Origin of the sequence: Pseudomonas palleroniana, assembly GCF_022836895.1 — a bacterium.
Classification (GTDB): domain Bacteria; phylum Pseudomonadota; class Gammaproteobacteria; order Pseudomonadales; family Pseudomonadaceae; genus Aquipseudomonas; species Aquipseudomonas palleroniana.
Window position 1 is genome coordinate 4,249,026 of the sequence record NZ_CP092411.1, and the last position, 24,125, is coordinate 4,273,150.

10 protein-coding genes and 1 pseudogene are annotated in these 24,125 nt (G+C 63.7%); 2 read left to right on the plus strand and 9 right to left on the minus strand.

Annotation, left to right across the window (positions count from 1 at the left end):
- The 6 genes from MJP36_RS19225 to fmdA all read right to left on the minus strand — a co-directional run bounded on the left by MJP36_RS19225 (nucleotide 1) and on the right by fmdA (nucleotide 19,600).
- Nucleotides 1-14,037, minus strand: coding sequence for a non-ribosomal peptide synthase/polyketide synthase (locus MJP36_RS19225; RefSeq protein ID WP_244383767.1), 14,037 nt, complete (start codon nucleotides 14,035-14,037; stop codon nucleotides 1-3).
- 234 nt (nucleotides 14,038-14,271) lie between these two features.
- Nucleotides 14,272-15,444, minus strand: coding sequence for an MFS transporter (locus MJP36_RS19230; protein ID WP_244383768.1), 1,173 nt, complete (start codon nucleotides 15,442-15,444; stop codon nucleotides 14,272-14,274).
- 40 nt (nucleotides 15,445-15,484) lie between these two features.
- Nucleotides 15,485-16,840, minus strand: coding sequence for an MATE family efflux transporter (locus tag MJP36_RS19235; protein WP_104993391.1), 1,356 nt, complete (start codon nucleotides 16,838-16,840; stop codon nucleotides 15,485-15,487).
- A 130-nt stretch (nucleotides 16,841-16,970) separates the two neighbouring features.
- A complete protein-coding gene (locus tag MJP36_RS19240) occupies nucleotides 16,971-18,005 on the minus strand; it encodes an aliphatic amidase (protein ID WP_060755331.1) in 1,035 nt (344 codons plus the stop codon).
- A 15-nt stretch (nucleotides 18,006-18,020) separates the two neighbouring features.
- Nucleotides 18,021-18,368 carry an FmdB family zinc ribbon protein gene (locus MJP36_RS19245; RefSeq protein WP_244383769.1) on the minus strand — a complete coding sequence of 116 codons (348 nt, stop codon included), beginning with the start codon at nucleotides 18,366-18,368 and terminating at the stop codon, nucleotides 18,021-18,023.
- 2 nt (nucleotides 18,369-18,370) lie between these two features.
- Complete coding sequence (fmdA, locus tag MJP36_RS19250; protein WP_060755333.1) at nucleotides 18,371-19,600, minus strand: formamidase; 1,230 nt, start codon at nucleotides 19,598-19,600, stop codon at nucleotides 18,371-18,373.
- Nucleotides 19,601-19,849: 249 nt separating this feature from the next.
- On the opposite strand from fmdA, the pseudogene MJP36_RS28180 reads away from it, so the two are divergent.
- Nucleotides 19,850-20,293, plus strand: a pseudogene (locus MJP36_RS28180) (MCP four helix bundle domain-containing protein); the annotation flags it as partial.
- A gap of 465 nt (nucleotides 20,294-20,758) precedes the next feature.
- Nucleotides 20,759-21,466, plus strand: coding sequence for a methyl-accepting chemotaxis protein (locus MJP36_RS28185; RefSeq protein ID WP_411984738.1), 708 nt, complete (start codon nucleotides 20,759-20,761; stop codon nucleotides 21,464-21,466).
- Between the two features lie 51 nt (nucleotides 21,467-21,517).
- Here the strand turns inward: MJP36_RS28185 and urtE are convergent, their stop codons facing one another.
- The 3 genes from urtE to urtC are packed head-to-tail and all read right to left on the minus strand — an operon-like array spanning nucleotide 21,518 to nucleotide 24,124.
- Nucleotides 21,518-22,207, minus strand: coding sequence for an urea ABC transporter ATP-binding subunit UrtE (gene urtE, locus MJP36_RS19260; RefSeq protein ID WP_060755335.1), 690 nt, complete (start codon nucleotides 22,205-22,207; stop codon nucleotides 21,518-21,520).
- Between the two features lie 10 nt (nucleotides 22,208-22,217).
- Entirely contained in the window at nucleotides 22,218-22,976 is a 759-nt protein-coding gene (gene urtD, locus MJP36_RS19265; RefSeq protein WP_060755336.1) for an urea ABC transporter ATP-binding protein UrtD, read from the minus strand.
- Nucleotides 22,973-24,124: an urea ABC transporter permease subunit UrtC gene (urtC, locus tag MJP36_RS19270; RefSeq protein WP_244383770.1), complete on the minus strand. Its 1,152-nt coding sequence runs from the start codon at nucleotides 24,122-24,124 to the stop codon at nucleotides 22,973-22,975. Before urtC ends, urtD begins: the two co-directional genes overlap by 4 nt.
- Between the last annotated feature and the right edge of the window lies 1 nt (nucleotide 24,125).

Below are 24,125 nucleotides of genomic sequence, written 5' to 3' on the forward strand. Positions count from 1 at the left end.
TCAAATCGCCTCTAGTTCGCTCAAAAAGTCACGTAGATCATCAAAATCTTCCGCACTGCCGGCGCGGAAGGTGGCTGCAGCCTGCACGTAGCTGCGCAGCGATTCGGTCTGGAACAGTTCCACCAGCGGCACCTCCAGGCCCAGTTCGGCCTGGACCCGCGAGGTGATCTGGATCGCCAGCAAGGAGTGGCCGCCGACTTCGAAGAAGTTGTCGTTCAAGCCCACCTGCGGCAGGCGCAGTACCTCGGCCCAGATCGCGGCGATCTGTTGCTCCAGTTCGCTCTCAGGTGCCACGTACTGCTTTTGCAGCAGGCTTGCGTCCGGCTCGGGCAGGCCCTTGCGGTCGAGCTTGCCGTTGGGCGTCAGCGGCATCTGGGCCAGGAACATGAAGTGCGCAGGCACCATGTAATCCGGCAGGCGGGCTTTCAGGGCGCGGCGCAAGGCGTCACGGAACTCGGCCTGATTGCTCAGGCCGGCATCGGCCGGCACGACGTACGCCACCAACTGCTTGCCGGTCGGGCCGTCCTGGGCCACCACCACGGTTTCACCCACACTGTCCTGCTCGCGCAGGCGCGCTTCGATTTCACCCAACTCGATGCGGAAACCACGGATCTTCACCTGATGGTCGACACGCCCCAGGTAATCCACCACGCCGTCCGGGCGTCCACGGGTCAGGTCGCCACTGCGATACACGCGGCTACCGGGCTTGCCGAACGGGTCCGGCACAAAACGCTCGGCGGTCAACGCCGGACGCTCCAGGTAACCCCGCGCCACGCCCTCGCCGCCCAGGTACAACTCACCGGCCACGCCGATGGGTTGCAGGTTCAACTGCGCATCGAGCACGTAGCCGCTGCGGTTGCCCAGCAGCGTGCCGATCGGCGCATACACCGCCCCGCACGGATCGCCCTGGCGGGCTTTCCACAGCAGCGGCGTGACCACGGTTTCCGTCGGGCCGTAGCCATTGAACAGGTAGGTCGGACGCAGTGCGCGCCAGGCCAGGTCATAGCTCGCCTGGGCCACCGCATCACCGCCGAAGCAATACACGCGCACGGCCGGAGGGTTGCCGTCACGTTCGGCATGCTCGGCCAGCTGTTGCAGGTACACCGGCGGGAATACCGCCATGGTCACCTTGTGACGGTGCATCTGTTCGTAGGTGTATTCCGGCAGCCATAGGCTGTCGTCGCGGATCAGCACGCTGGCGCCGTTGATCAGCGGGTGCATCCAGCCTTCGTGGGAGCCGTCGAAGGCGAAGGACATGAAGTGCAATTCGCAATCGGTCGGCCCGGTTTCATAGCGCTCGCCGGTGGCGATGATGTGCGCCACCAACGGCCCGTGGGACACCGCCACGCCCTTGGGCAGGCCGGTGGAGCCGGAGGTGTAGATCACGTAGGCCAGGTTGTCGCCGTATAGCGTCACTTGCGGCGCACTGTCGCTGTAATCTGCCCACACCGACACCTCATCGATTGCCAGGGCTTGCAAACCGTCGGGAATCGGCAACCGATGCTGCACCGCCGAATGGGTCAGCAACAGCTGGGAGCGGCTGTCCTGCATCATGTACAGCAGGCGATCGCGTGGGTACTCGATATCCAGCGGCACATATACGCCACCGGCCTTGAGCACCGCCAGGAAGGCCACCATGATTTCGGCACTGCGCGGCATGGCAATGGCCACACGCACTTCCGGGCCCACGCCACGGGCGATCAGCGCATGGGCCAGGCGGTTGGCCTGGCGGTCGAGTTCGCCATAACTCAGGGTTTGCGTATCGAACTTCACTGCGACGGCGTCGGGGTTCTCCCGGGCGCGGTCGGCGAACAGCTGATGTACCAGGCGCTCGGCCGAGAAGCCGGAATCGGTGCAGTTCCAACGGTCGAGAATCTGCTGCTGCTCGGCAGCATCCAGCAACGGCAGTTGGCTGAGGGGTTGCGCAGGGTTGGCAACCATCCCTTGCAACAGGTTCTGCCAATGCCCGGCCATGCGTTCGATGGTGGCCGGGGCAAACAGGTCGGTGGCGTAACTCAGAGAGGCGCGCAGCGCCTGCTGGCTTTCTTCCACGTCCAGCGCCAGGTCGAACTGCGCGACGCCGTCCTCCCCGCTCAATACCTCGACGTGCAGGTCGACCAAACGTTGCAGATGGCTGTCCGCCGCAGTGACGCGGTGGTTGAACAGCACCTGGAACAACGGGCTCAGGCTGAGGCTGCGCTCCGGTTGCAGCGCTTGCACCAGTTGTTCGAACGGCAGGTCCTGATGGGCCTGGGCCTGCAAGGAGCGTTGGCGTACCTGGGCGAGCAATTGCTCCACGCTCATCTGCCCATGGAGATCGGCCTTGAGCACCTGGGTGTTGACGAAGAAACCGATCAACCCCTCGGTTTCAAGGCGGTTGCGGTTGGCGATGGGCACCCCGACGCGCACATCTTCCTGGCCGCTGTAGCGGTGCAGCAGCGCCTGGTAGGACGCCAGCAGCACCATCGGCAGCGTCACCCCGGTGTTGTGCGCCAGTTGGCGCAACCCGGCCAATAACTCGGGCGCCAGCTCGATACCCAAGCGTGCCCCACGATGGCTGGGCAGCGCCGGGCGCGGGTGGTCGAACGGCAATTCCAGTACCGGCTGTTCACCGCCCAGTTGCTCGCGCCAGTAGGCCAGTTGACGCGCTTTCTCGCCGGCTTCCATCCATAGGCGTTGCCACACGGCATAGTCGGCGTACTGGATCGGCAGCGCCGGCAGCTGCGGTTGCTCACCCTGGCTGAAGGCGGCGTACGACTGCACCAGTTCCTCGACCATCAGTTGCATCGACCAACCATCGGAGACGATGTGATGCTGCACCAGCACCAGCACGTGATCATCCTCGGCCAGACGCAACAACGTCACCCGCAGTAGCGGCCCGCGCAGCAGGTCGAACGGCCGTGCGATCTCGTCCGCGACCCGCGCCTTGAGGTCGGCGTATTCGGTGTCGGCCAGGGCGATATCGATCACGCCGGTCGCTTCAATGACCTGCACCGTACCACCGGCGTCCTGGCGCAAATGGGTGCGCAGGCTTTCGTGGCGGGCCAGCAAGCTGTCGAAGCTGCGTTGCAGTGCGTCCAGGTCCAGCGGGCCGTGCAGACGCAAAGCGCTGGGAATGTGGTAAGCCGCACTGTGCGGGTCCAGTTGCCAGAGGAACCATTGGCGCTCCTGGGCATAGGACAGCGGCAACGGTTGCGTGCGGTCGGCCTTGAGCAGCGCCGGTGCGGCGACGCCCTCTTCGCCCAGGGCACGTACGAAGTCACCCAGCAAGGGTTGTTCGAACAAGGTCTTGAGCGCCACTTCCAGGGCCAGTGCCTGCCGCACGCGCGACACCACCCGCGTGGCCAGCAGCGAATGCCCGCCCAGCTCGAAGAAGTGATCGTCGAGGCCGACCTGCGGCACGTCGAGCACCTCGGCCCAGATCGTCGCAACCTGTTGCTCCCTTGGGCTGACCGGCGCCACATGGCGTTGGCGCGCCAGGCTCGCGTCCGGCTTGGGCAGCGCCTTGCGGTCAAGCTTGCCGTTGGGGGTCAACGGCAGGCTGTCGAGAAACAGCAGGTGCGCCGGCACCATGTAATCCGGCAGGCGCCCGCGCAAGGCGGCTTTGTACGCCTCCTGCGTATCGGGCGCCGCGCTGACCAGATAAGCGATCAAGCGCTCGTTGTCGGCCAGCACCACGGCTTCACGCACACCGTGGTGCTCGCGCAGGCAGGCCTCGATCTCGCCCAGTTCGATGCGGAACCCGCGCACCTTGACCTGATGGTCGACCCGGCCGATGTACTCCACTACGCCGTCGTCGCGGTAACGCGCCAGGTCGCCAGTGCGGTACAGGCGCTCGCCAGGGGCGCCGAAGGGGTTGGGCACGAAGCGTTCGGCGGTAAGTGCCGGCCGTGCGTGATAACCCCGCGCCAAGCCCACGCCACCGATCAGCAACTCACCGGGGGCGCCCAACGGGCACGGGGTCATGCCGGCATTCAGGATGAACAGCGAGGTATTGGCGATCGGCCGTCCGACAAAAGGCTGCGCCTGAGACAGACGGTGGGCAGCCGACCAGATGGTGGTTTCCGTCGGACCATAGAGGTTCCAGACCGGCCCTTGCAGGTCGAGCAGGCGCTGGGCCAGGTCCGTCGGCAGCGCCTCGCCGCCACACAGGCATTGGATACCGCGCAACAGCTCGGCGCGTGGGCTGTCGAGCAGCATGCGCCAGGTGGACGGCGTGGCTTGCAGCACACTGGCCGATTGCTGGTGAGCCAGATCGAGAATGGCTTCGGGGTCGAGGGCCATTGCCTGGTCGCTCAACAGTAGCGTGGCGCCGACCGTCAGCGGTACGTACAGCTCCAGGGCAAAAATGTCGAAGGAGAACGTGGTCAGCGACAGCACGCGCGCCTGCGCATCGATGTGCAGGGTGTCGGCCATGCCGCTGGTAAAGCTGCACAACGCCTGGTGCCGCACCATCACGCCCTTGGGCTTGCCCGTGGAGCCGGAGGTGTAGATCACGTAGGCCAGATGCTCAGGCGTAACCTCAACCTGTGGGTTGTGTTCAGCGCCGTCGGCGGCGTCCACCTGCAACACCCGCAGACCTTGCGGTTGCGCCAGTTGCCCGAGCAGGTGCGGCTGGGTCAACAGCACCCGGGCACGGCTGTCTTCGAGCATGAAGGCCAGCCGGTCCGCCGGGAATTGCGGGTCCAGCGGCACGTAGGCGCCACCGGCCTTGAGCGTGGCCAGCAGGCTGACGATCATGTCGACCGAGCGTTCGACATGCACGGCCACCAGCACATCCGGACCGACGCCGGCGGCGATCAAACGGTGGGCCAGGCGATTGGCGCGTCGGTTGAGTTCGCCATAGCTCAGGGCCTGGTCATTGAATTGCAGCGCAACCGCGTGCGGCTGGGCCAGCGCTTGGGCTTCGAACAACTGATGCACGCAACGCTCACGCGGGTAAGCGCGGTCGCTACGGTTCCAATCGCTGATCAGTTGCTGCGATTGCGCCGTGCTGAGCATCGGCAACTCATCCAGGGCCAGCGCCCCATCACGCACCACGGCACGCAGCAGGTTTTGCCAGTGCTCGGCCAAGCGTTCCACGGTCGCCGCCTCAAACAGGTCGGTGGCGTAGGTCAGCGAGGCCCAAAAACCGTCGGCCGACGCTTCGGTTTCCAGGTTCAGGTCGAACTGGGTGCTGTGCGCCGCCCAGTCCACCGGCTGCAGGTCCAGGCCAGGCAACTGCAGCGGCGCCGGACGCAGGTTGTCCTGGTGGTTGAACATCACCTGGAACAGCGGGTTATGGCTCAGGCTGCGCTCCGGTTGCAGCGCCTCCACCAATTGTTCGAAGGGCAAGTCCTGGTGCGCCTGGGCCTCCAGGGCATGGCGCTTGACCTGGGCGAGCAACTGCTCGAAGGTCATGTGCCCGCTGAGGTCGGCTTGCAGCACTTGGGTGTTGACGAAGAAACCGATCAGCCGCTCGGTTTCCAGGCGGTTGCGGTTGGCGATCGGCACCCCGACACGAATCTGCGACTGCCCGCTGTAGCGATGCAGCAAGGTTTGGAACGAGGCCAGCAGCAACATGAACAAGGTCACGTCCTGGCGCTGGGCCAGGGCCTTGAGTTCGGCCAACAAGGCACGGTCCAGCTCAATCGTGCAGCGTGCACCGCGATGGCTTTGCTGCGCCGGGCGCGGATGGTCCAGCGGCAATTCCAGCACCGCCTGTTCACCGCCCAGGCGCCCACGCCAGTAATCGAGCTGGCGCTGTTTTTCCCCGGCCGCCATCCAGTCGCGCTGCCACACGGCATAGTCGGCGTACTGGAGCGGCAACGCCGGCAGCGGAGCCTGGCCCTGATAGAGCGCCACCAGTTCGTCGATCATGACCTGCATCGACCAGCCGTCGGAGATGATGTGGTGCTGGGTGATCACCAGCACGTGGTGCTCGGGCGCCACCACCAGCAGTTTGACGCGCATCAGCGGGCCGTTGCACAGGTCGAACGAGCGCTGGATCTCTTGCGTTACGGCCTGCTCGACGCTGGAAGCGGCGACGTGTTCAAGCTCGATGGAAGTCGTCTGGCGCGGTTGAATCACCTGCCAGGTCTGCTCGCCCTGCTCCACAAAAGTGGTGCGCAGCGGCTCATGACGCTGCACCAGGGTTTGAAAGGCCAGCTCCAGCGCGGCGATGTCCAACGGGCCGCGCAGATGCAAGGCGCTCGGCACGTGATAAGCGGCGCTGGCCGGGTCCAATTGCCAGAGGAACCATTGGCGTTCCTGGGCAAAGGACAACGGCAGCGGTTGATCGCGCTTCACCGCCACCAGCGGCGGCGCGGTGTCGGCTTGCAAACCCGCGCAGGCGGCCGCGAAGGCTTGCAGGGTCGGCTGCTCGAACAGCATGCGCAACGGCACTTCCAGCGAAAGGGCCTGGCGCACCCGCGAAATCACTTGGGTGGCCAGCAACGAATGGCCGCCGCGCTCGAAGAAATGGTCATCGAGCCCGACCTGTTCAACCTGCAACACGGCCTGCCAGATCGCCGCCAGTTGGATTTGCACGGCACTGTGAGGGGCGACGTAGGCGTGCTGCATCCGGTTCAGGTCCGGCAGCGGCAATGCGCGACGGTCGAGCTTGCCGTTGTTGTTCAACGGCAAGGCGTCCAGCACTTGCCAATGGGCCGGCACCATGTAGTCCGGCAGGGATTGGCGCAGCGTGCTCGCCAGTGCCTGGGTGTCCAGTGTCTGCTCGCGGGCGGCAACGATGTAGGCCACCAATTGCGCGCCGGTGGCGCTCGGCTGGGCGATCACCGCCGCTTCACGCACCCGGGGCAAGGCTTGCAGGCTGGCTTCGACTTCGCCGATTTCGATACGGAAACCGCGAATCTTCACTTGATGGTCGATGCGCCCGACATACTCCAGGGCGCCTGCCGCGTTGTAACGGGCCAGGTCGCCACTGCGATAAAGCCGCGCACCGGGCACGGCAGAAAACGGGTCCGGCAGGAAACGCTCGGCGGTCAGCGCCGGGCGGTCGAAATAACCCTGGGCCAGCCCGGCGTCGGCGCCGATGCACAGCTCGCCAACGCCGTCGGTGGCCAGCAACTCAAACGCGCTGTCGAGCACATACAGCGAGCGGCCTTCAATCGCCTGCCCAATCGGCACACCGAACACCTCGCTGGCATCGGCCAGTTGGCAGTCATGCACGCTGGACACCACGGTGGCTTCGGTCGGCCCGTAGGTATTGACCAGCCGCACGCCGCCCAACCCTGCCGCATGCCAGGCACGCAAGCCTTCCACCGACATGGCTTCACCGCCCACATGCACCTGGCGCAGGTTACCCAGTGGCTTGCGGTCGACGGCGCATTCCTTGGCCAGCAAGTACCAGTAGGCCGCCGGCAAGTCGGCCAGGGTCACGCCTTGCTCGACGATTTCCCGCGCCAGTTGCCCGGCATCCCACAGTTCATCGCCACGCATGATCAGCGCCGCACCGGCACACAGTGGCGGGTAGCACTGTTCGACAAAGCCGTCGAAACTGAACGTGGCAAATTGCAGTACACGATCCTCGGCGGTCAGGCGGCTGTAGCGTTCAGCGCTGTCGCAGAACTGGCCGAGGGCGGCGTGGTCGATGGCCACGCCCTTAGGCTGGCCGGTGGAGCCGGAGGTATAGATCACGTAGGCCAGGTCGGCCGCGGCTGCCCGATTGAGCGGGTTGCTGGCGGGGTAGCCGGCGGACTCGTCGCCGCTGGCGGTGAACGCCACGCGGGCCAGCCCCGGGGGCAGCGGCAGGTCGTTGAGCAACCCGGTTTCGCAGAGCAGCAGATCAAGGCGACTGTCAGCCAGCATGTAGGCCAGGCGCTCGGCCGGGTAGTTCGGGTCCAGGGGCACATAGGCCGCGCCGCTCTTGAGCACCGCCAGCAGGCTGACGATCAATTGCGGGCCGCGCCGTGCCGCCAGCCCTACCCGCCGGCCCGGGCCTGCGCCCTGCTCCAGCAAATGGTGGGCGAGGCGGTTGGCGCGCGCGTTGAGTTGGGCATAGCTCAAACGCACATCACCGGCCTGCACCGCCAAGGCATCCGGGGTAGCCTGGGCCTGAGCGGCAATGCGCTCATGGACCCGCGTGTGCCGCTGGGCAGCGGCGGCGCACTGGCTGAGTGCAAGCACGTCACGCTGTGCGCTGGCGTCCAGCAGTTGCAGGGTGCCGAGCGGCGCGCGGGCGTCGGCGAGCATCTGCGTCAACAGGTGCTGCAGGTTGGCGCTCAACCGTGCGACTTGCGGCGCGCTGAAACGCTCGCAGTCGTAGCTGAACTCCAGGCGCAGGCTGGCGCCCAACTCGATGCCCAGGGTCAGTGGGTAATGGGTCTGTTCATGGTTGTGCAACGGGCCGAAGCGCAGGCCGGCCGGTGCGCCCTGCTTCAAGGCCTCGGCCACCGGGAAGTTTTCAAACACCAGCAAGCTGTCGAACAGCGCAGCACCTGGTTGACCGGCCCAGCCCTGGATGTCGTAAAGCGGCACATGTTCATGCTCGCGCAGGCTGAGGTTCAGGGCTTGCAGCTCGCCGAGCCAGTCGGCAACCGATTGCGCCGGTGCAGCCGCGCTGATGATCGGCAAGGTGTTGATGAACAGGCCCAGTTGCTGTTCGATCCCCGGCAACGGTGCTGAACGCCCGGCCACGGTGGCGCCGAAGGCCACGCACACCTGGCCGGTGTAGCGTTGCAACAAGAGGCTCCAGGCGCCTTGCAACAGCGTGTTGAGGGTAACTTTGTGTTGACGGGCATAGGCCCCGAGACGTTGGGTGAACTCACTGCCAAGGGCCACGTGATGATCCGCCATGCCCACGCCATCGACCGGCGCACGCAGCGCGTCAGCCAACAAGGTCGGCGCTTGCAACGGCGCCAGGGCGGCTTTCCAGAACACTTCGCCCGACGCTTGCTGCTGCAGCCAACCCAGGTAATCGCGGAACTGCCCCAACGGCGCCGGCAGCGCCTGGCCGGCGTAATGGGCGAGGACCTCACTGAGCAATTGGGCGTTGCTCCAGCCATCCATAAGGATGTGGTGACTGGTGAAAATCAGCTGCCAGGCCGTGCCTGCGCCGCGCACCAGCAGCAGGCGAAACAGCGGCGCGCTGCTCAGCTCAAAGCCGCGCTCGCGCTCAGCCGCGGCCAGCACCTCGCAGTCGGCGTTTACGTCTTCAATCACCTGCAATTGCAGGTCGACCTGACGCTGAATCACCTGGTGGGCGCTGTCCAGGCCCTGCCAATGGAAGCTGCTGCGCAGGATGTCGTGACGGTCCAGCACCGCCTGCCAGGCGCGGCCGAACCTGAGCAGATCCAGACCTTCGATGTCCAGGCGCAGCTGGTTGATGTAAGCCTGCCCCTCGGGCGCGTACAAGGTGTGGAACAGCATGCCCTGCTGCATGGGCGACAGCGGATACAGATCGGCGATGGCCGGCCCGGCGACCGGCAGCGCGTCCAGTTGCGCCTGGGTCAAGCGTGCCAACGGGAAGTCCGACGGCGTGACCTGCCCTGCCGGCGTGGCGCAGCAGTGCTCGATCAAGCCCTTGAGTTCAGTGGCGTACTCGTCCGCCAGGCGCTGGATGGTCGAGGCCTGGAACATGTCGCGGCTGAAGCCCCATTGCAACGCCAGCTCACCGCCGTACACCTGCCCTTCCACCGTCAGCCAGTTGGCCAGCGGCGCTTCGGGGTCCTGCGCCTGGCCACTGGTCTGGCTGGCCGGCACCCACAGCGTCGAGTCATCGAACTGGCGATCGAACTGCCCCAGATAGTTGAAGGTGATACGCGGCGCAGCGGCGCCGGCCAGGACCTCGCGCACCTCAGGGGCGCCCAGGTAGCGCAGCAGGCCGTAGCCCAAGCCCTTGTCGGGTACGGCGCGCAGCTGTTCCTTGACCGATTTGATCGCACTCGCCAGCTCACCCTCAGCCTGCAAACGCACGGGGAACAGGCTGGTGAACCAACCCACGGTGCGCGTCAGGTCGATATCGTCGAACAGGTCTTCACGCCCATGCCCCTCCAACTGGATCAACGCAGCGGGCTGGCCGCTCCAACGCCCGACCACGCGGGCCAGTGCGGTCAGCAGCAGGTCATTGACCTGGGTGCGATACGCCGCAGGCGCCTCTTGCAGCAGTTGGCGGGTATGTTCGGCATCCAGGCGGATTTCAATCTTGCTGCCCAGGCGATTTTGCAGGCCGCCATGGGGGTTGTCGCAGGGCAGCTCGGCGTCGACGGCCTGCGCCTGCCAGTACGGCAGTTGCGCATTGAGGCGTTGGGCATGATCTTGCGACTGTCGCGCCCACTGCTGGAAAGCACTGGTCTTGGCCGGCAGCGGTGCTACGCGGTAAGCCTGTTGCAGGTCTTCCAGCAGGATGCGCCACGACACGCCATCCACCACCAGGTGATGCACCACCAACAACAGGCGCTGGCTGCCATCGCCCAGGTTGACCAGGGCGGCGCGCAACAGCGGCCCGTGGCCCAGGTCGAGACTGCGCTGGGCTTCATCGCACAAGGCGGCCAGTTGAGTGTCATCGTCGGCTTGGGACTGCCACAACGCCGCCTCGCTGACCGGCGCCGCGTAGGCTTGCTGCCAGCCATCGGCATGCTGCACAAAACGCAGGCGCAGCGCGTCGTGATGGTTGATCACGTGCGTCAGCGCGGCCTCCAGACGCTCAGGCTCCAGCCGTTCACGCGGGGTCAGCAGCAACGACTGGTTCCAGTGGTGGCGCGCCGGGATCGCCTGCTCGAAAAAGCTCTGCTGCACCGGCGTCAGGACCACCTCGCCCGTGACCGGCCCCTGGTCGATCACGCTGGCCTGCTCAAAGCTTGCCACCAAGGCCAGGCTGCGCACGCTCTGATACTGGAACAAGTCCCGTGGGCTGAGGCGAATGCCTGCCTGGCGTGCACGACTGACCACCTGGATGGAGATGATCGAATCGCCGCCCAGTTCGAAGAAGTTGTCGTCCAGGCCGACCTGCTCCAGGCCCAGCACGTCGCTCCAGATCGCCGCCAGGGCTTTTTGCAGCGCGCTTTCCGGCGCGATAAATGCCTGTTGCGGCGCGGCGTCCGGCAGCGGCAAGGCTTTGCGATCCAGCTTGCCGTTGGCGGTCACCGGCAGTTTGGCCAGCACCATCAGGTGCGTCGGCACCATGTATTCCGGCAGGCTGCCGAGCAGCCAGGCCTTGAGGTCGGCGGGCTCGGCGCTTTCCAGCACCAGGTAGCCGACCAACTGCTTGCCGCCCTGCACCAGCACCACGGCTTCGCGGACTGTAGGGTGCTGCAGCAGGCGGGCCTCGATTTCGCCCAGCTCAATGCGCAAACCGCGCAGTTTCACCTGATGATCGAGGCGGCCGAGGTATTCGATCACGCCGTCGGCACGCTGGCACACACGGTCGCCAGTGCGATACAAGCGCTCGCCGCGCAGGAACGGGCTCGGCACAAAACGCTCGGCCGTCAGCGCCGGGCGCCGATGGTAACTGCGCGCCAGGCCGGTGCCGCCCAGGTACAGCTCACCCGCGACCCCGGCTGGCACCGGATTGAGCTGGGCATCGAGCACGTAAGTGGCCAGGTTGGCGATCGGACGGCCGATCGGCACGCTGTCGGCGCCTTCTTCGACGCAGTTCCAATGGGTCACATCGATGGCCGCTTCGGTCGGACCATAGAGGTTGTACAACCCCACCCCCGGCAACTTGGCGAACACTTGCGATTGCGCGTCCAGGGGCAAGGCTTCACCGCTGCACACAATGCGCTTGAGGCCCGTGCAGGCGTGCACGCCCGGCTCATGGATGAACGCCTGGAGCATCGAGGGCACGAAGTGCAAGGTGGTGATGGCGTACCGGCCGATGGTTTCGATCAGGCGCGCCGGCTCACGGTGCTCACCCGGCGCTGCGACCACCAGGCGAGCGCCGGTCATCAGCGGCCAGAAGAACTCCCACACCGAGACGTCGAAGCTGAACGGGGTTTTCTGCAAAACCGCGTCGCCCTCATCCAGGCCATAGGCGTGCTGCATCCAGCACAAGCGATTGACCAGCGCACGATGGCTGTTGCCGGCGCCCTTGGGTTTGCCGGTGGAACCGGAGGTATAGATCACGTAGGCCAGGTTCAACGCCTGGAGATCCACGGCCAGCGATTCGCGGCTGTAGCCGTCGAGCCAGCCTGCGGCCTGGTCCAGGGCAATCACCGGGACACCGGCGGCGGGCAACATCGGCAGCAGGTGTTGCTGGCTGAGCAGCAGTGCGATGCCACTGTCTTCGATCATGTAGGCCAGGCGGTCCTGCGGGTATTCAGGGTCCAGCGGCACGTAGGCGCCCCCGGCCTTGAGGATCGCCAGCAACCCCACCACCATTTCGATGGAACGCTCGACGCAGATGCCGACCAGCACGTCCGGGCCGACGCCCTGTTCGCGCAGGGCATGAGCCAACGAGTTGGCACGGGCATCCAGCTCGGCGTAGCTCAAAGTGCTGGTACCAAACTGCAACGCCGGTGCGTGCGGCGTGCGCTGCACCTGGTCCTCGATCAACTGATGGATGCCGCGTTCGGTCGGGTAGGTCTCGGCGGTCTGGTTCCATGCGTTCACCAGCACATGTTGCTCGTCGGCGGCCAGCATCGGCAGCTCGCCGATGCGTTGCTCGCCATCGGCAACCATGGCCTGCAGCAGGCTGATCCAGTGGCGCGCCATGCGCTCGATGGACGGCGCGTCGAACAGGTCGTTGGCGTAGGTCAGCGCGGCATGCAGGGTGCCGGACTTTTCAAAGGTGTCGAGGGTCAGGTCAAACTGGGTGGTACGCCCTTGCCACTCCACCAGCGCCAGTTCCAGGCCCGACGCGGTGCTGACGGCGGCGATATCTGCGACCAGCGGCTGGTGGTTGTACATGACTTGGAACAGCGGCGTATGACTGAGGCTGCGCTCGACTTTCAGCGCTTCCACCAGGCGCTCGAACGGCAATTCCTGATGGGCCTGGGCCTCCAGGGCGTGCTCCTTGATGCCTTGCAGCAACTCGGCAACACGGGTTTGCCCAGTGAGTTCGGTGCGCAGGACCTGGGTGTTGACGAAGAAACCGATCAGCCCTTCGACTTCGGTGCGGTTGCGATTGGCGATCGGCACGCCGACGCGAATATCGCCCTGCCCGGTGTAGCGATGCAGCAGCACGTTGAACGCGCCGAGCAGCAGCATGAACAGGGTGACGTTATGGGTTTGCGCGCAACTGCGCAGTTGCGCGGCCAGTGCCGGGTCAATCGCGAAATTATGGCGGGTGCCCTGATAGCTGGGCATCGCCGGGCGTGGACGGTCGGTCGGCAACTCCAGCACCGGATGCTCATCGCCCAGACGCGCCTGCCAGTATTCCAACTGACGCGCCTGCTCCCCCGCTTCCAGCCACCGGCGCTGCCACAGGGCGTAGTCGCTGTATTGGATCGGCAACGCCGGTAGTTGGGGCTGCTCATTGCGTTCATGGGCGTCGTAGCAGCGGATAAATTCGTCGATCAGCACGTTCATCGACCAACCGTCGGAGACGATATGGTGCAGGGTCAGCAGCAGGACATGCTCCTGTTCATCAAGCTTGAGCAGTTGCACGCGCAGCAGCGGGCCGTTCTCCAGGTCGAATGCCAGCAGCGATTGCCGGGTTGCCGCCTCGTTGACGGCCGGCTCGCGCGTGTCAGCCGGCAATGTGCTGAGATCCACCTGTTCGATGACCAGCGACGGCACTTTGGCGACTTGCGCAAGGCGATCGTCCGCCTGGCGCTGGAACACCGTGCGCAAGGTTTCATGGCGCGCCACCAGGCTGGCGAAGGCTTGCTCCATCGCCGGCACATTCAGCGCACCCTTTAGCCGTACGGCACCGGGCAGGTTGTAGGCACCGCTTGCCGGGTCCAATTGCCAGAGAAACCACATGCGCTGCTGGGCGTAGGACAGCGCCTGGCGATCCTCCACTTCCACTCCTGCCGGAATCGGAAACCGGGAAAAATCCACGCCTTCTTTCTGCAGGGCCTGCAGGAACAATTGGCGTTTTTCCAGGGGCAGTCCGATAAACCGGCGAGCAAGTTTCAAGGAGTCTTCAGCATTCATTTCTTGGGGTCCGGAGCAATAGGCGGGAAGCACAAAGGCACGTCGTCCCTATAAAACGAACCGGGAAGGGAAAAATTAGCGGGGGGGGGTTGGGACCGGTATCTGCTGGAACGCAGCGACAGGGAACGGTCCTACACGAAACCCGTACGCAACTGATGTTGCGAGTGAAATGCCTGGCCTAGTGTGAGCGGCGCCAGGTCACCGAACTGTTGCAGGACAAGCAGAGGGGCCGCATCAGCCCAACCGCCGATACCCTACCACTGCTGATCCCAGCACCACCGCCCCCGCCATCAGCGCCACCCAGAACCCACGGGTGGCGCCGTAGTGGTCAATCATCCAACCCGAACTGGCGGCCCCCATGGCCACGCCGATGCTCAGGCCGGTGATCAGCCAGGTCATGCCTTCGGTCAGGCGGCTGGGTGGGACGATCTGCTCCACCAGGGCCATGGACACAATCAGGGTCGGCGCGAAGAACAAGCCGGAGACGAACACCGTCAGCGCCAGGCCGGGAATATTGCTCACCAGCAGCAGCGGCAATGTGCTCAACGCGGTCGCCACACCGCAGAACAGGAACTGCCGGGGCAACGGCGCCTTGCGCTTGAAGGCGCCGAAAGCCAGCCCGGCCAGGCACGAACCGATGGCATACACCGACAACACGATGCTTGCCGCGGCCGGCTGGCCTTGCTGCTGGGCAAAGGCCACGCTGACCACATCCACGACGCCCACGATCACCCCCATGGCCAGCAACAGCACCATCAGGATCAACACCGAGGGCGAAGCGATCAGCCAGCGGCCATGATGGCTCTGGTGTTCGTGGACCGGCGGCTCGGTTGCGCGTTGCAGCACAAAGGTGGTGACGCCCACCGCCAGTAGCAAAGCCGCAACCAACGGCCCGGCCTGCGGGAACACCACCACGCACAAGCCGACCGATATCGGCGGGCCGATGATGAAGCACACTTCATCCAGCACCGATTCCAGCGCAAACGCGGTTTGCAGCTTGGGTTGGCCGCGATATAACGCGGTCCAGCGCGCCCGCACCATGGCCGACATATTGGGCATGCAACCGGCGAAGGCCGCGAATACGAACAGTGTCCAGTCCGGCGCTTGCACATAGGTGCACAGCAACAACAGCAACAAGGCCCCGCCGCCGATCAACGCGGCAATCGGCAGGACCCGGCCCTGGCCGTAACGGTCAACCAGACGTGAAACCTGCGGCGCACACAAGGCCGTGGCCAATGCAAACACCGCTGCCACCGAGCCCGCCAGGCCGTAGCCGCCGTGCACCTGCGAGAGCATGGTGATCAGCCCGATACCGGTCATGGACACCGGCATGCGCGCCAACATGCCGGCCAACACGAAAGCGCGCGAGCCAGGCGCCTGGAACAGCTGGGCGTAGGGATTTGCCATCAATCAAAGGTCTTGTTTTGTGGATTTGTGCAAGCTTGTATCACACCAAGCGCTTGATCTGTTTGTGCCGCCATACCACTCGATAATACGCAGTCTGCAAGGCCAGCATTGCCAGGTAGGTCACCGGAAACGCCATCCACACCCCTTCCAGGCCAAAATGCGCATTGAACAGGTACGCCATCGGCAGCTCAACGCACAGGACACAGAAGATCGAGATGGCGACCGGCATCAGCACCACGCCGCTGGCACGCATGATCCCGCCGATCACCGCCTGGAAACCGAACACCAGCACGCTCCACAGCATGATGTGCAGCAGGTGTTCGGCGTTGACTCGCGCAGCCTCGTCGGTGATGAACAGCCCCAGCAGCCAATGCGACAGCAGGTAGCCGAGCACGATCAAGCCACCGGTCAGGCAGGTGTTGATCAGCAGGCCCGTGCGCAGGATCGGCCCGATACGTTCCAGGCGCCCGGCACCGATCGCCTGGGCGCCCAGGATCGAGGCGGTAATGGCGATCGACAATGCCGGGAATTGCACATAGTTGACGATCTGCGTCACCGCGCCATACGCCGCCGTGGCCTGGGAACCGTGGCCGTTGACCAGGGCGAGAATGACCAACTCCGACAGCGACAGCACCACCATCTGCAAGCCGGTGGGCAGGCCGATACGCAGGACTTTACCGAGAATCACGCGGTCCAGGCGCAAGGCGCCGAGCAACTCACGGTCCGGCGCCATCACATGGTTTTTATGCCGCAGGCGCAGCATCAGGAACAGCATCGCCAGGGTGTTACCCACCAGCCCTGCGTACACCGCACTCTGGATACCCTGGGGCGGCAGGCCGAGCCAGCCGCGAATCAACGCCGGTGTCAGCAGCAGGCCGGCCAACGTCGACACCATCAGCGCCAGCAGCGGCGAGATCGTGTCACTGACGCCGCGCAACAACTGGGTGTAGAGGATGAAGACCAGCAACAGCGGCATGATCAACATCATCATCTGGGCATACCCGACGGCCTCCTCCAAGACATCAACCGGCGTGCCCAACGCCTGCAGGGCCGGGCGCGCAAACAGGCTGCCCAGCACCGCCGCGACCAAGCCCACCAGCGCGCCCAAGGTCAGGGTGGCGCCAGTGATCACCTTGACCATGGCGGTTTCCTGGGCACCCCAGGCCTGACCGATCAGCACCGAGGCGCCCGCCCCCAGGCCGATCACCAGGGCAATAAAGAAAAACACGATGGGGAACATCCCCGACACCGCTGCCAACGCCTGGGTGCCGAGCATCTGCCCAACGTAGATACCGTTGAGGGTGCCGGAAAAGCTCTGTAGAAAGTTGGACAGCACCATCGGTGCCAGAAAGAGCAGGTAGATCTGCCAAAGCGGGCGTTGCAAGGGGCTTTGCATGAAAAACGGGGCCTCGGGTCACTAAAGCGTCCGAGGGTTATACCGCAATTGGATCCCATCTTCCTGTGCTTTTGGGCGCCGCCTTGCAACAGGCATGCGGCAAGCGCCGGCTCAAACTCAGCCTACTCCGCTATCTCTTTTCGCCGCCGTGAGGCAATTGCCCCACCGGGCACGCGGCGACGCCTACCGCGCTGCGAGTGAACTGCTCGACAGTCTCCTGCGCCTTTCGTGCGTCCAGCACCCAGTTGCGGTAGAACTCGAACGGACAGTCCGCCACGCCCTTGTCGCCGTCCCCCGAGGCATGCATGCCGGTGTAGCCACGGTGCAGCAGCTTGAACAGATGGTTCTGTGACTGGTCATTGGCCCGTGCATCGCGAATCTGCGACACCGACAGCTGCGCATACTGGATGCCCATTTCCTCCTCGCCACATTCGCCCAGAGTACGCCCGTCGAAGCCAATGATTGCCGAGTGGCCAAAGTACGCATACACACCGTCGAACCCGGCCGCATTGGCCACCGCCACGTAGCAGTTATTCGCCCAGGCCATACTCTTGGACATCTGCACCTGCTGCTCCTTGGCCGGGTACATATAACCCTGGCAACGCACGATCAGCTCGGCGCCTTTCATCGCGCAGTCGCGCCAGATCTCCGGGTAGTTACCGTCATCGCAGATGATCAGGCTGATTTTCATGCCCTTGGGCCCGTCGCATACGTAGGTACGGTCCCCCGGATACCAGCCTTCAATCGGACACCAGGGAATGCACTTGCGATAACGCTGCACGATCTCGCCGAGGTTATTGATCAACACCAGCGTGTTGTAAGGCGCCTTGTGCGGATGCTCTTCGTGGCGCTCGCCGGTCAGGGAAAATACGCCCCAGGTATTCGCCTGGCGGCAGGCCGCCGAGAAGATTGCGGTTTCCTCGCCGGGAATACTCGCCGCGGTAGCCATCATTTCTTCAGGGTCGTACATGATGCCCATGGTGCTGTACTCGGGGAACACCACCAGGTCCATGCCGGGCAGGCCCTGCTTCATGCCGACAATGATCTCGGCAATCTTCTTGGCGTTATCGATGACTTCGGCCTTGTTGTGCAGGCGCGGCATCTTGTAGTTCACCACCGCTACACCGACGGTGTCCGGGCTGCTGGAAATGTCGCCATGGCGCATTGCAATGCTCCTGTTCTAGTGACTGATCATCCACGGCCGTGGGCCGGTCCTGGTCTTGAGCCCCAAGGGATTGGCCTTGCTCGGCACGACTTTTTTACTCGTACCGCAGCAACTGCAACCGACCGGGTGCTTGCGACTTTCCTGGTATTCGCCGACGGTTTGCGGCGCGTGGGCGCTGCGCTCGTTGCCGGCGATAGCCTTGCGCTGGTTTGCCGACAGGGTTTGCAGCGCCGGGGCCGATACCAGCAGTTGCCCGCCAGGTCTTTCACAGTACGGGCATTGGCTGGGTTCGTTGCGCTGCGCCATTGGGCGCAACATCGTGAAAGTGCCGCAGCTGTCGCAGGGGTATTCGTAGGTCGGCATGGCTACAGGTCCAGGGCGATGGGCAGGTCGATACTGCCGTCGAGGAACCGGGTCGGGCCGTTGGCGCTGGGGTTGATGTCGAACTCGAAGATTTCCGTCGGCAACCACAAGGTCGCGCAGGCATTCGGGATGTCCACCACGCCGCTGATGTGCCCTTGCACCGGCGCGGAGCCGAGCAGCGCATAACCCTGGGCCGGCGAGTAGCCGAACTTGGTCAGGTAGTTGATCGCGTTCAGGCAGGCCTGGCGGTAGGCGACGTTGACATCCAGGTAGTGCTGCTGGCCCTGTTCGTCTACCGAGATGCCTTCGAAGATCAGGTAGTTCTGGTAGTTCGGCGTGATCGGGCTCGGCTTGAACACCGGGTTCTTGATCCCGTACTTGGCCATGCCGCCCTTGATCAACTCGACTTTCATATGCACCCAGCCGGCCATTTCGATGGCGCCGCAAAAGGTGATTTCGCCGTCGCCCTGGCTGAAGTGCAAATCGCCCACCGACAGTCCCGCGCCTTTGACATAGACCGGGAAGAAGATCTTCGAGCCCCGGGACAGATCCTTGATATCGCAGTTACCCCCATGTTCACGCGGTGGCACCGTGCGCGCACCGGTCGCGGCGGCATCATCACGCGCCTGGCCTTTCATCTTGCCCATATGGGCTGTGGCGGCCAGCGGTGCATTGGCCAGTGGCGGGACACGGGTCGGGTCAGTGTCGATCAGTTCCTGTTCGCGGCGGTTCCAGTCGGCGAGCATCACCGGATCGGGCAGGCAGCCGATCAGGCCGGGATGAATCAGGCCGGCGAAGTTCACGCCGGGAATGTGCCGCGAGCTGGTGAACATGCCTTTGAAATCCCAAATCGCTTTTTGCGCATGGGGGAAGTGATCGGTGAGAAAGCCGCCGCCGTTCTGTCGCGAAAAAAACCCATTGAAGCCCCACTGGGAATCCGCCTTGGCGCCGATATCCAGCAAGTCGACCACCAGCAGGTCCCCCGGCTCGGCGCCGTGCACACCTACCGGCCCGGACAGGTAATGCACGGTGGACAGGTCCACATCGCGCACATCACTGGCGTCGTCGTTGTTCTTGATCGCGCCGGCGGTCCAGTCGTAGGTTTCAAGGATGAAGTCATCACCCGGCTTGACCCAGCACGCCATCGGGATATCCGGGTGCCAGCGGTTGTGGATGTGCTCGTTCTCGGTAACAGGCTGGTTGAGGTCGACTTTGATCAGTGTTTCGGTCATGGACTGGCTCCTGGGAAGGATGACAAGGCGTGGGATCCAGTCTCAGGCGGCCAGGAAAAACGGGAAATACGTCGGATGACGTATGAATCCAGGTTTTATTCCATCAATTTGCTCGATGATGGTTTAAGTATTTACTGATTGGACCCGTGGCAGGCAGATCGATAGATTCGCGGCACAGATAGCTTTTAGCCATCACTCCTTGCCCTCCCGAATATCGAGCTTTCCATGAAAAAACCTATGTCGTTGGCGATGCGCATCGGACTGGGCTTCGCGTCCACCCTGTCGTTACTGGTGCTGATCACTGCGGTCGGTATTCAACGCGTGGGCTTTATCGACAGCACGCTCAAGGATGTCGGCGAAAAAGCCGCCGTGGTCCAACGCTACGCGATCAACTTCCGTGGCAGCGTGCACAACCGCGCCATCGCCATTCGCGACGCGGTACTGGTCAAGGATGAGACGACGCTCAGCCACCACTTGGCCGAGATCGAGCAACTCAAACGCGATTACCAGGACTCGGCGGTGCTGATGGATCGCCTGTTCGCCCAGACCACGGCCGGCGCCGAAGAATCCCGGCTTCTGGGGGATATCAAGGCCATCGAGACCCAGGCCCTGGCCTCCACCGAACGCGTGATCAGCCTGCGTCGCGGCAATGACATTGCCGGCGCCCAGGAGCTGCTGCTGACCCAGGCATCGCCGTACTACACCGAATGGCTCAAGCGCGTGAATGCATTGATCGACTTCGAGGAAGCCCAGATCAAGCAACGCCTGGACACGGTGCAATCGGCAGCCGGCAATTTTGCCGTGCTGATGCTGCTGGCCAGTGCCGTGGCAATCGTCTTGAGTGTGCTGGTATCGCTGCTGATCATTCGCCAGGTCAAGGCGACCCTCGGTGCCGAGCCGGAAGAAGTCGCCCAAGCGATCCGTCGCCTGGCCAATGGCGATTTGAACCAGCTCATCGAAACCCGCTACCCTGATAGCGTGATGGGCATCCTGAAAAACGCCCTGGCGCGTCTGCGCGACACCATCACCGAAGTACGCTCGGCGGCCCAGGCGCTACGCCACTCCTCGGTCACCCTGTTGACGGTGGCCAGTGACAACCGCCAGCAGATCACCCTGCAAACCAGCGAGGCCCAGCATGTAGCGGCCGCGATCACGCAAATGGCCGCCTCGGTCAGCGAGGTTTCGGGCTACGCCTCGACCGCATCGAAAGCGACGAGCCTGGCGGATGCCGAAGTGGACAGCGGCCATCGCCTGGTGGGCGAGGTCACCGTGGCCATCGAGGAGCTGGCGACGATCCTCGACCAGGCCACCAGCCGGGTAAACCAGGTTTCCAGTGACAGTGAAAACATCGAAACCGTGATCGAAGTGATCAACGCGATTGCCGCCCAGACCAACCTGCTGGCACTCAACGCCGCCATTGAGGCGGCGCGGGCCGGTGAACAGGGTCGTGGTTTTGCGGTGGTGGCCGACGAAGTCCGCTCGCTGGCGACGCGCACCCAGGCGTCCACCCAGGAAATCCGCGACATGATCGGCAAGCTGCAAAGCGGCACCCAGGACGCCGCCGGCATCATGCAACGCAGCCGCAGCCTGGCCCAGGTCACCGTGGCGCAGACCCGCGACTCACAAGCGGCACTGGGCAAGATCAGCCAGGAAGTGGGCGCGATCAACGCGATGAATGCGCAGATCGCCAGTGCCGCAGTCCAGCAAAGCGCCGCCGCCGAAGAAGTCGCGCAGAACGTCACACGCATCCACAGCTCCACCGTGCAGTCGGCGGCCCGTTCCGAACAGGTAGAAAACTCCAATCATGAACTGGTGGAGCTAGCGGACCGCTTGAGCACCCAGGTGGCGTTTTTCAACGTGGCCTGAAGTTTGTCGCGCTTGATCTGCAAGAGCTTGCAGGTCAAGCGCACAGCACTTTCACACCGACAGATAGCGGCTGATCGTCGCTTCGTCGACCCGGTCCCGGGTCTCTTCGATCACAAACCGCCCCTTCTCGATCACCAGGAAGCGGTCGGCGATGTCCAGGGTGAACGACAGCACCTGCTCCGACACCACGATAGTCAGGTCGCGCAGGTTGCGAATCTCCTTCAGCGTGCGCGCAATGTCCTTGATGATCGACGGCTGGATGCCCTCCGTCGGTTCATCCAGCAACAGCACCTTGGGATTGGTCGCCAACGCACGGGCGATCGCCAACTGTTGTTGCTGGCCGCCGGAGAGGTTGCCACCCTTGCGCGATTGCATGTCGTAGAGCACGGGGAACAGTGCGTACAAGTCTTCCGGCACTTTGCCGCGTGCCGACGCCGGCAGGCCGGTCTGGATATTCTCCAACACCGTCATGCTCGGGAAAATCATGCGGCCCTGAGGCACATAGGCGATGCCACGTGCCACCCGTTCATGGGTTTCCAGCGCCGACACATCGTGGCCGTCCACGCTGACCTGGCCTTTCCACTGCGGCAGGATGCCCATCAGGCTCTTGAACAGGGTGGTCTTGCCCATGCCGTTGCGGCCCATCACAGCGACGATTTCACGTTTGGCGACGTCCAGATGCAGGTCGTGGAGGATCTGGCTCTGCCCGTAGCCGCAGGACAACTGGTCGATCTTGAACATACCTGTTTCCTCAGTGGCCCAAATACACTTCGATGACTTTCGGGTTGCTTTGCACCGACTCCATGCTGCCCTCGGCCAGCACCTTGCCCTGGTGCAACACCGTGACTTTGTGGGCGATGCTTTTGACGAACTCCATATCGTGCTCGATCACCAGCACCGAACGGCCCTGGCTGATGCGTTTGAGCAGCTCGGCGGTTTGCGCGCGCTCGTTGACGCTCATGCCCGCGACGGGTTCGTCGAGCATCAGCAACTCGGGGTCCTGCATCAGCAACATGCCGATTTCCAGCCACTGTTTTTGCCCGTGGGACAGCAGGTCAGCCTGTTGTTGCAGCAAGTCGCCAAGAAAGATTTCTTGCGCCACCGCTTCTACCCGTTGGATGACTTGGGCACTGCGCTTGAAGAACAGCGCGCCCCACACCTTGCGCCCCGCCGGGTAGGACATTTCCAGGTTTTCGAACACCGTGAGGTTCTCGTAGATCGACGGGTTCTGGAACTTGCGCCCGACCCCGGCCCGCACAATGTTGTACTCGCGCATCCTGGTCAGTTCCTGGCCATCGAACTGGATACTGCCGCTGGTGGCGCGGGTCTTGCCGCAGATCAGGTCGAGTACGGTGGTCTTGCCCGCGCCGTTGGGGCCGATCACCACGCGCACTTCATTGCGGTCGATATACAGGTTGAGGTTATCGACGGCCTTGAAACCGTCGAACGAAACGGTGAGACCTTCGATGGCGAGCACCGGTTTGTTCATTTCAAAACCGACGGCGGTCATGGTTGGGTCTCCAGGATCTTGGTGCTGGCCTTGGCTTTAATCGGGGCTTGCACTACCGGTTTGCGTCGCAACAGTTTCGCCAGCGCCTGGCGACCATGGCTGTCCCATAGCCCGGCGAGACCATTGGGGAAATACATCACCACCGCGATAAACAGCCCGCCCATCAGGTACAACCACAACTCGGGGAACGACTCGGAAAAGTACGTCTTGCCGTAATTCACCAGCAGCGCGCCGTACACCGCGCCCAGCAGCGACATGCGCCCACCCACCGCCGCAAAGATCACCATCTCGATCGATGGCACGATGCCCACGAACGAAGGCGACATGAAACCCACCTGCAAGGCAAACATCGCCCCGCCGATCGCCGAGAAGGCAGCCGCCACGCAGAACACGAAGATCTTGAAGCTGGCCACGTCATAGCCGGAGAAACGCACGCGCTCTTCCTTGTCGCGCATAGCCATCAGCAGCCGGCCGAGCTTTGACGCCAGGATGAAACGGCCAATCAGGATGCAGCCGAACAGCAACCCGGCGTTGATGAAGTACAGGGCCATCTTCGCGCTGTCGGTGCGCAGGTCCCAGCCCAGCAGGGTCTTGAGGTCGGTGATGCCATTGACGCCGCCGGTCAGACCTTGCTGGCCGACGATCAGCACGGTGAGGATCAGCGCAATCGCCTGGGTGACAATGGAGAAATACACATCGCCCACGCGCCGCTTGAACAGCGCCATGCCGATGATGAAGGCCAGCAGCACCGGCACCGCAATCACTGCCACCAGCGTGAAGCTGAAACTGTGGAATGGCTGCCACAACCACGGCAGTTCGGTGATCTGGTTCCAGTCCATGAAGTCCGGGATGCCCGGCGTCGATTGAATCCTGGTGCTTTCCGGGTCCGAGGCCTCAAGCTTGAGGAACATCGCCATGCAATAGCCGCCAACCCCGAAGAACACGCCCTGCCCCAGGCTAAGGATGCCGCCATAGCCCCAGCACAGCACCAGGCCGACCGCGACAAACGCGTAGGTCAGGTATTTGCCGACCATGTTCAGGCGGAACGCATCAAGGGTCAGGGGAAATATCACCAGGATCAACACCGCCAGCAACACGATGCCGATCAGGTTTTGCTGGCCGCCCAGCAGCTTGTCTAAAGCCTTCATC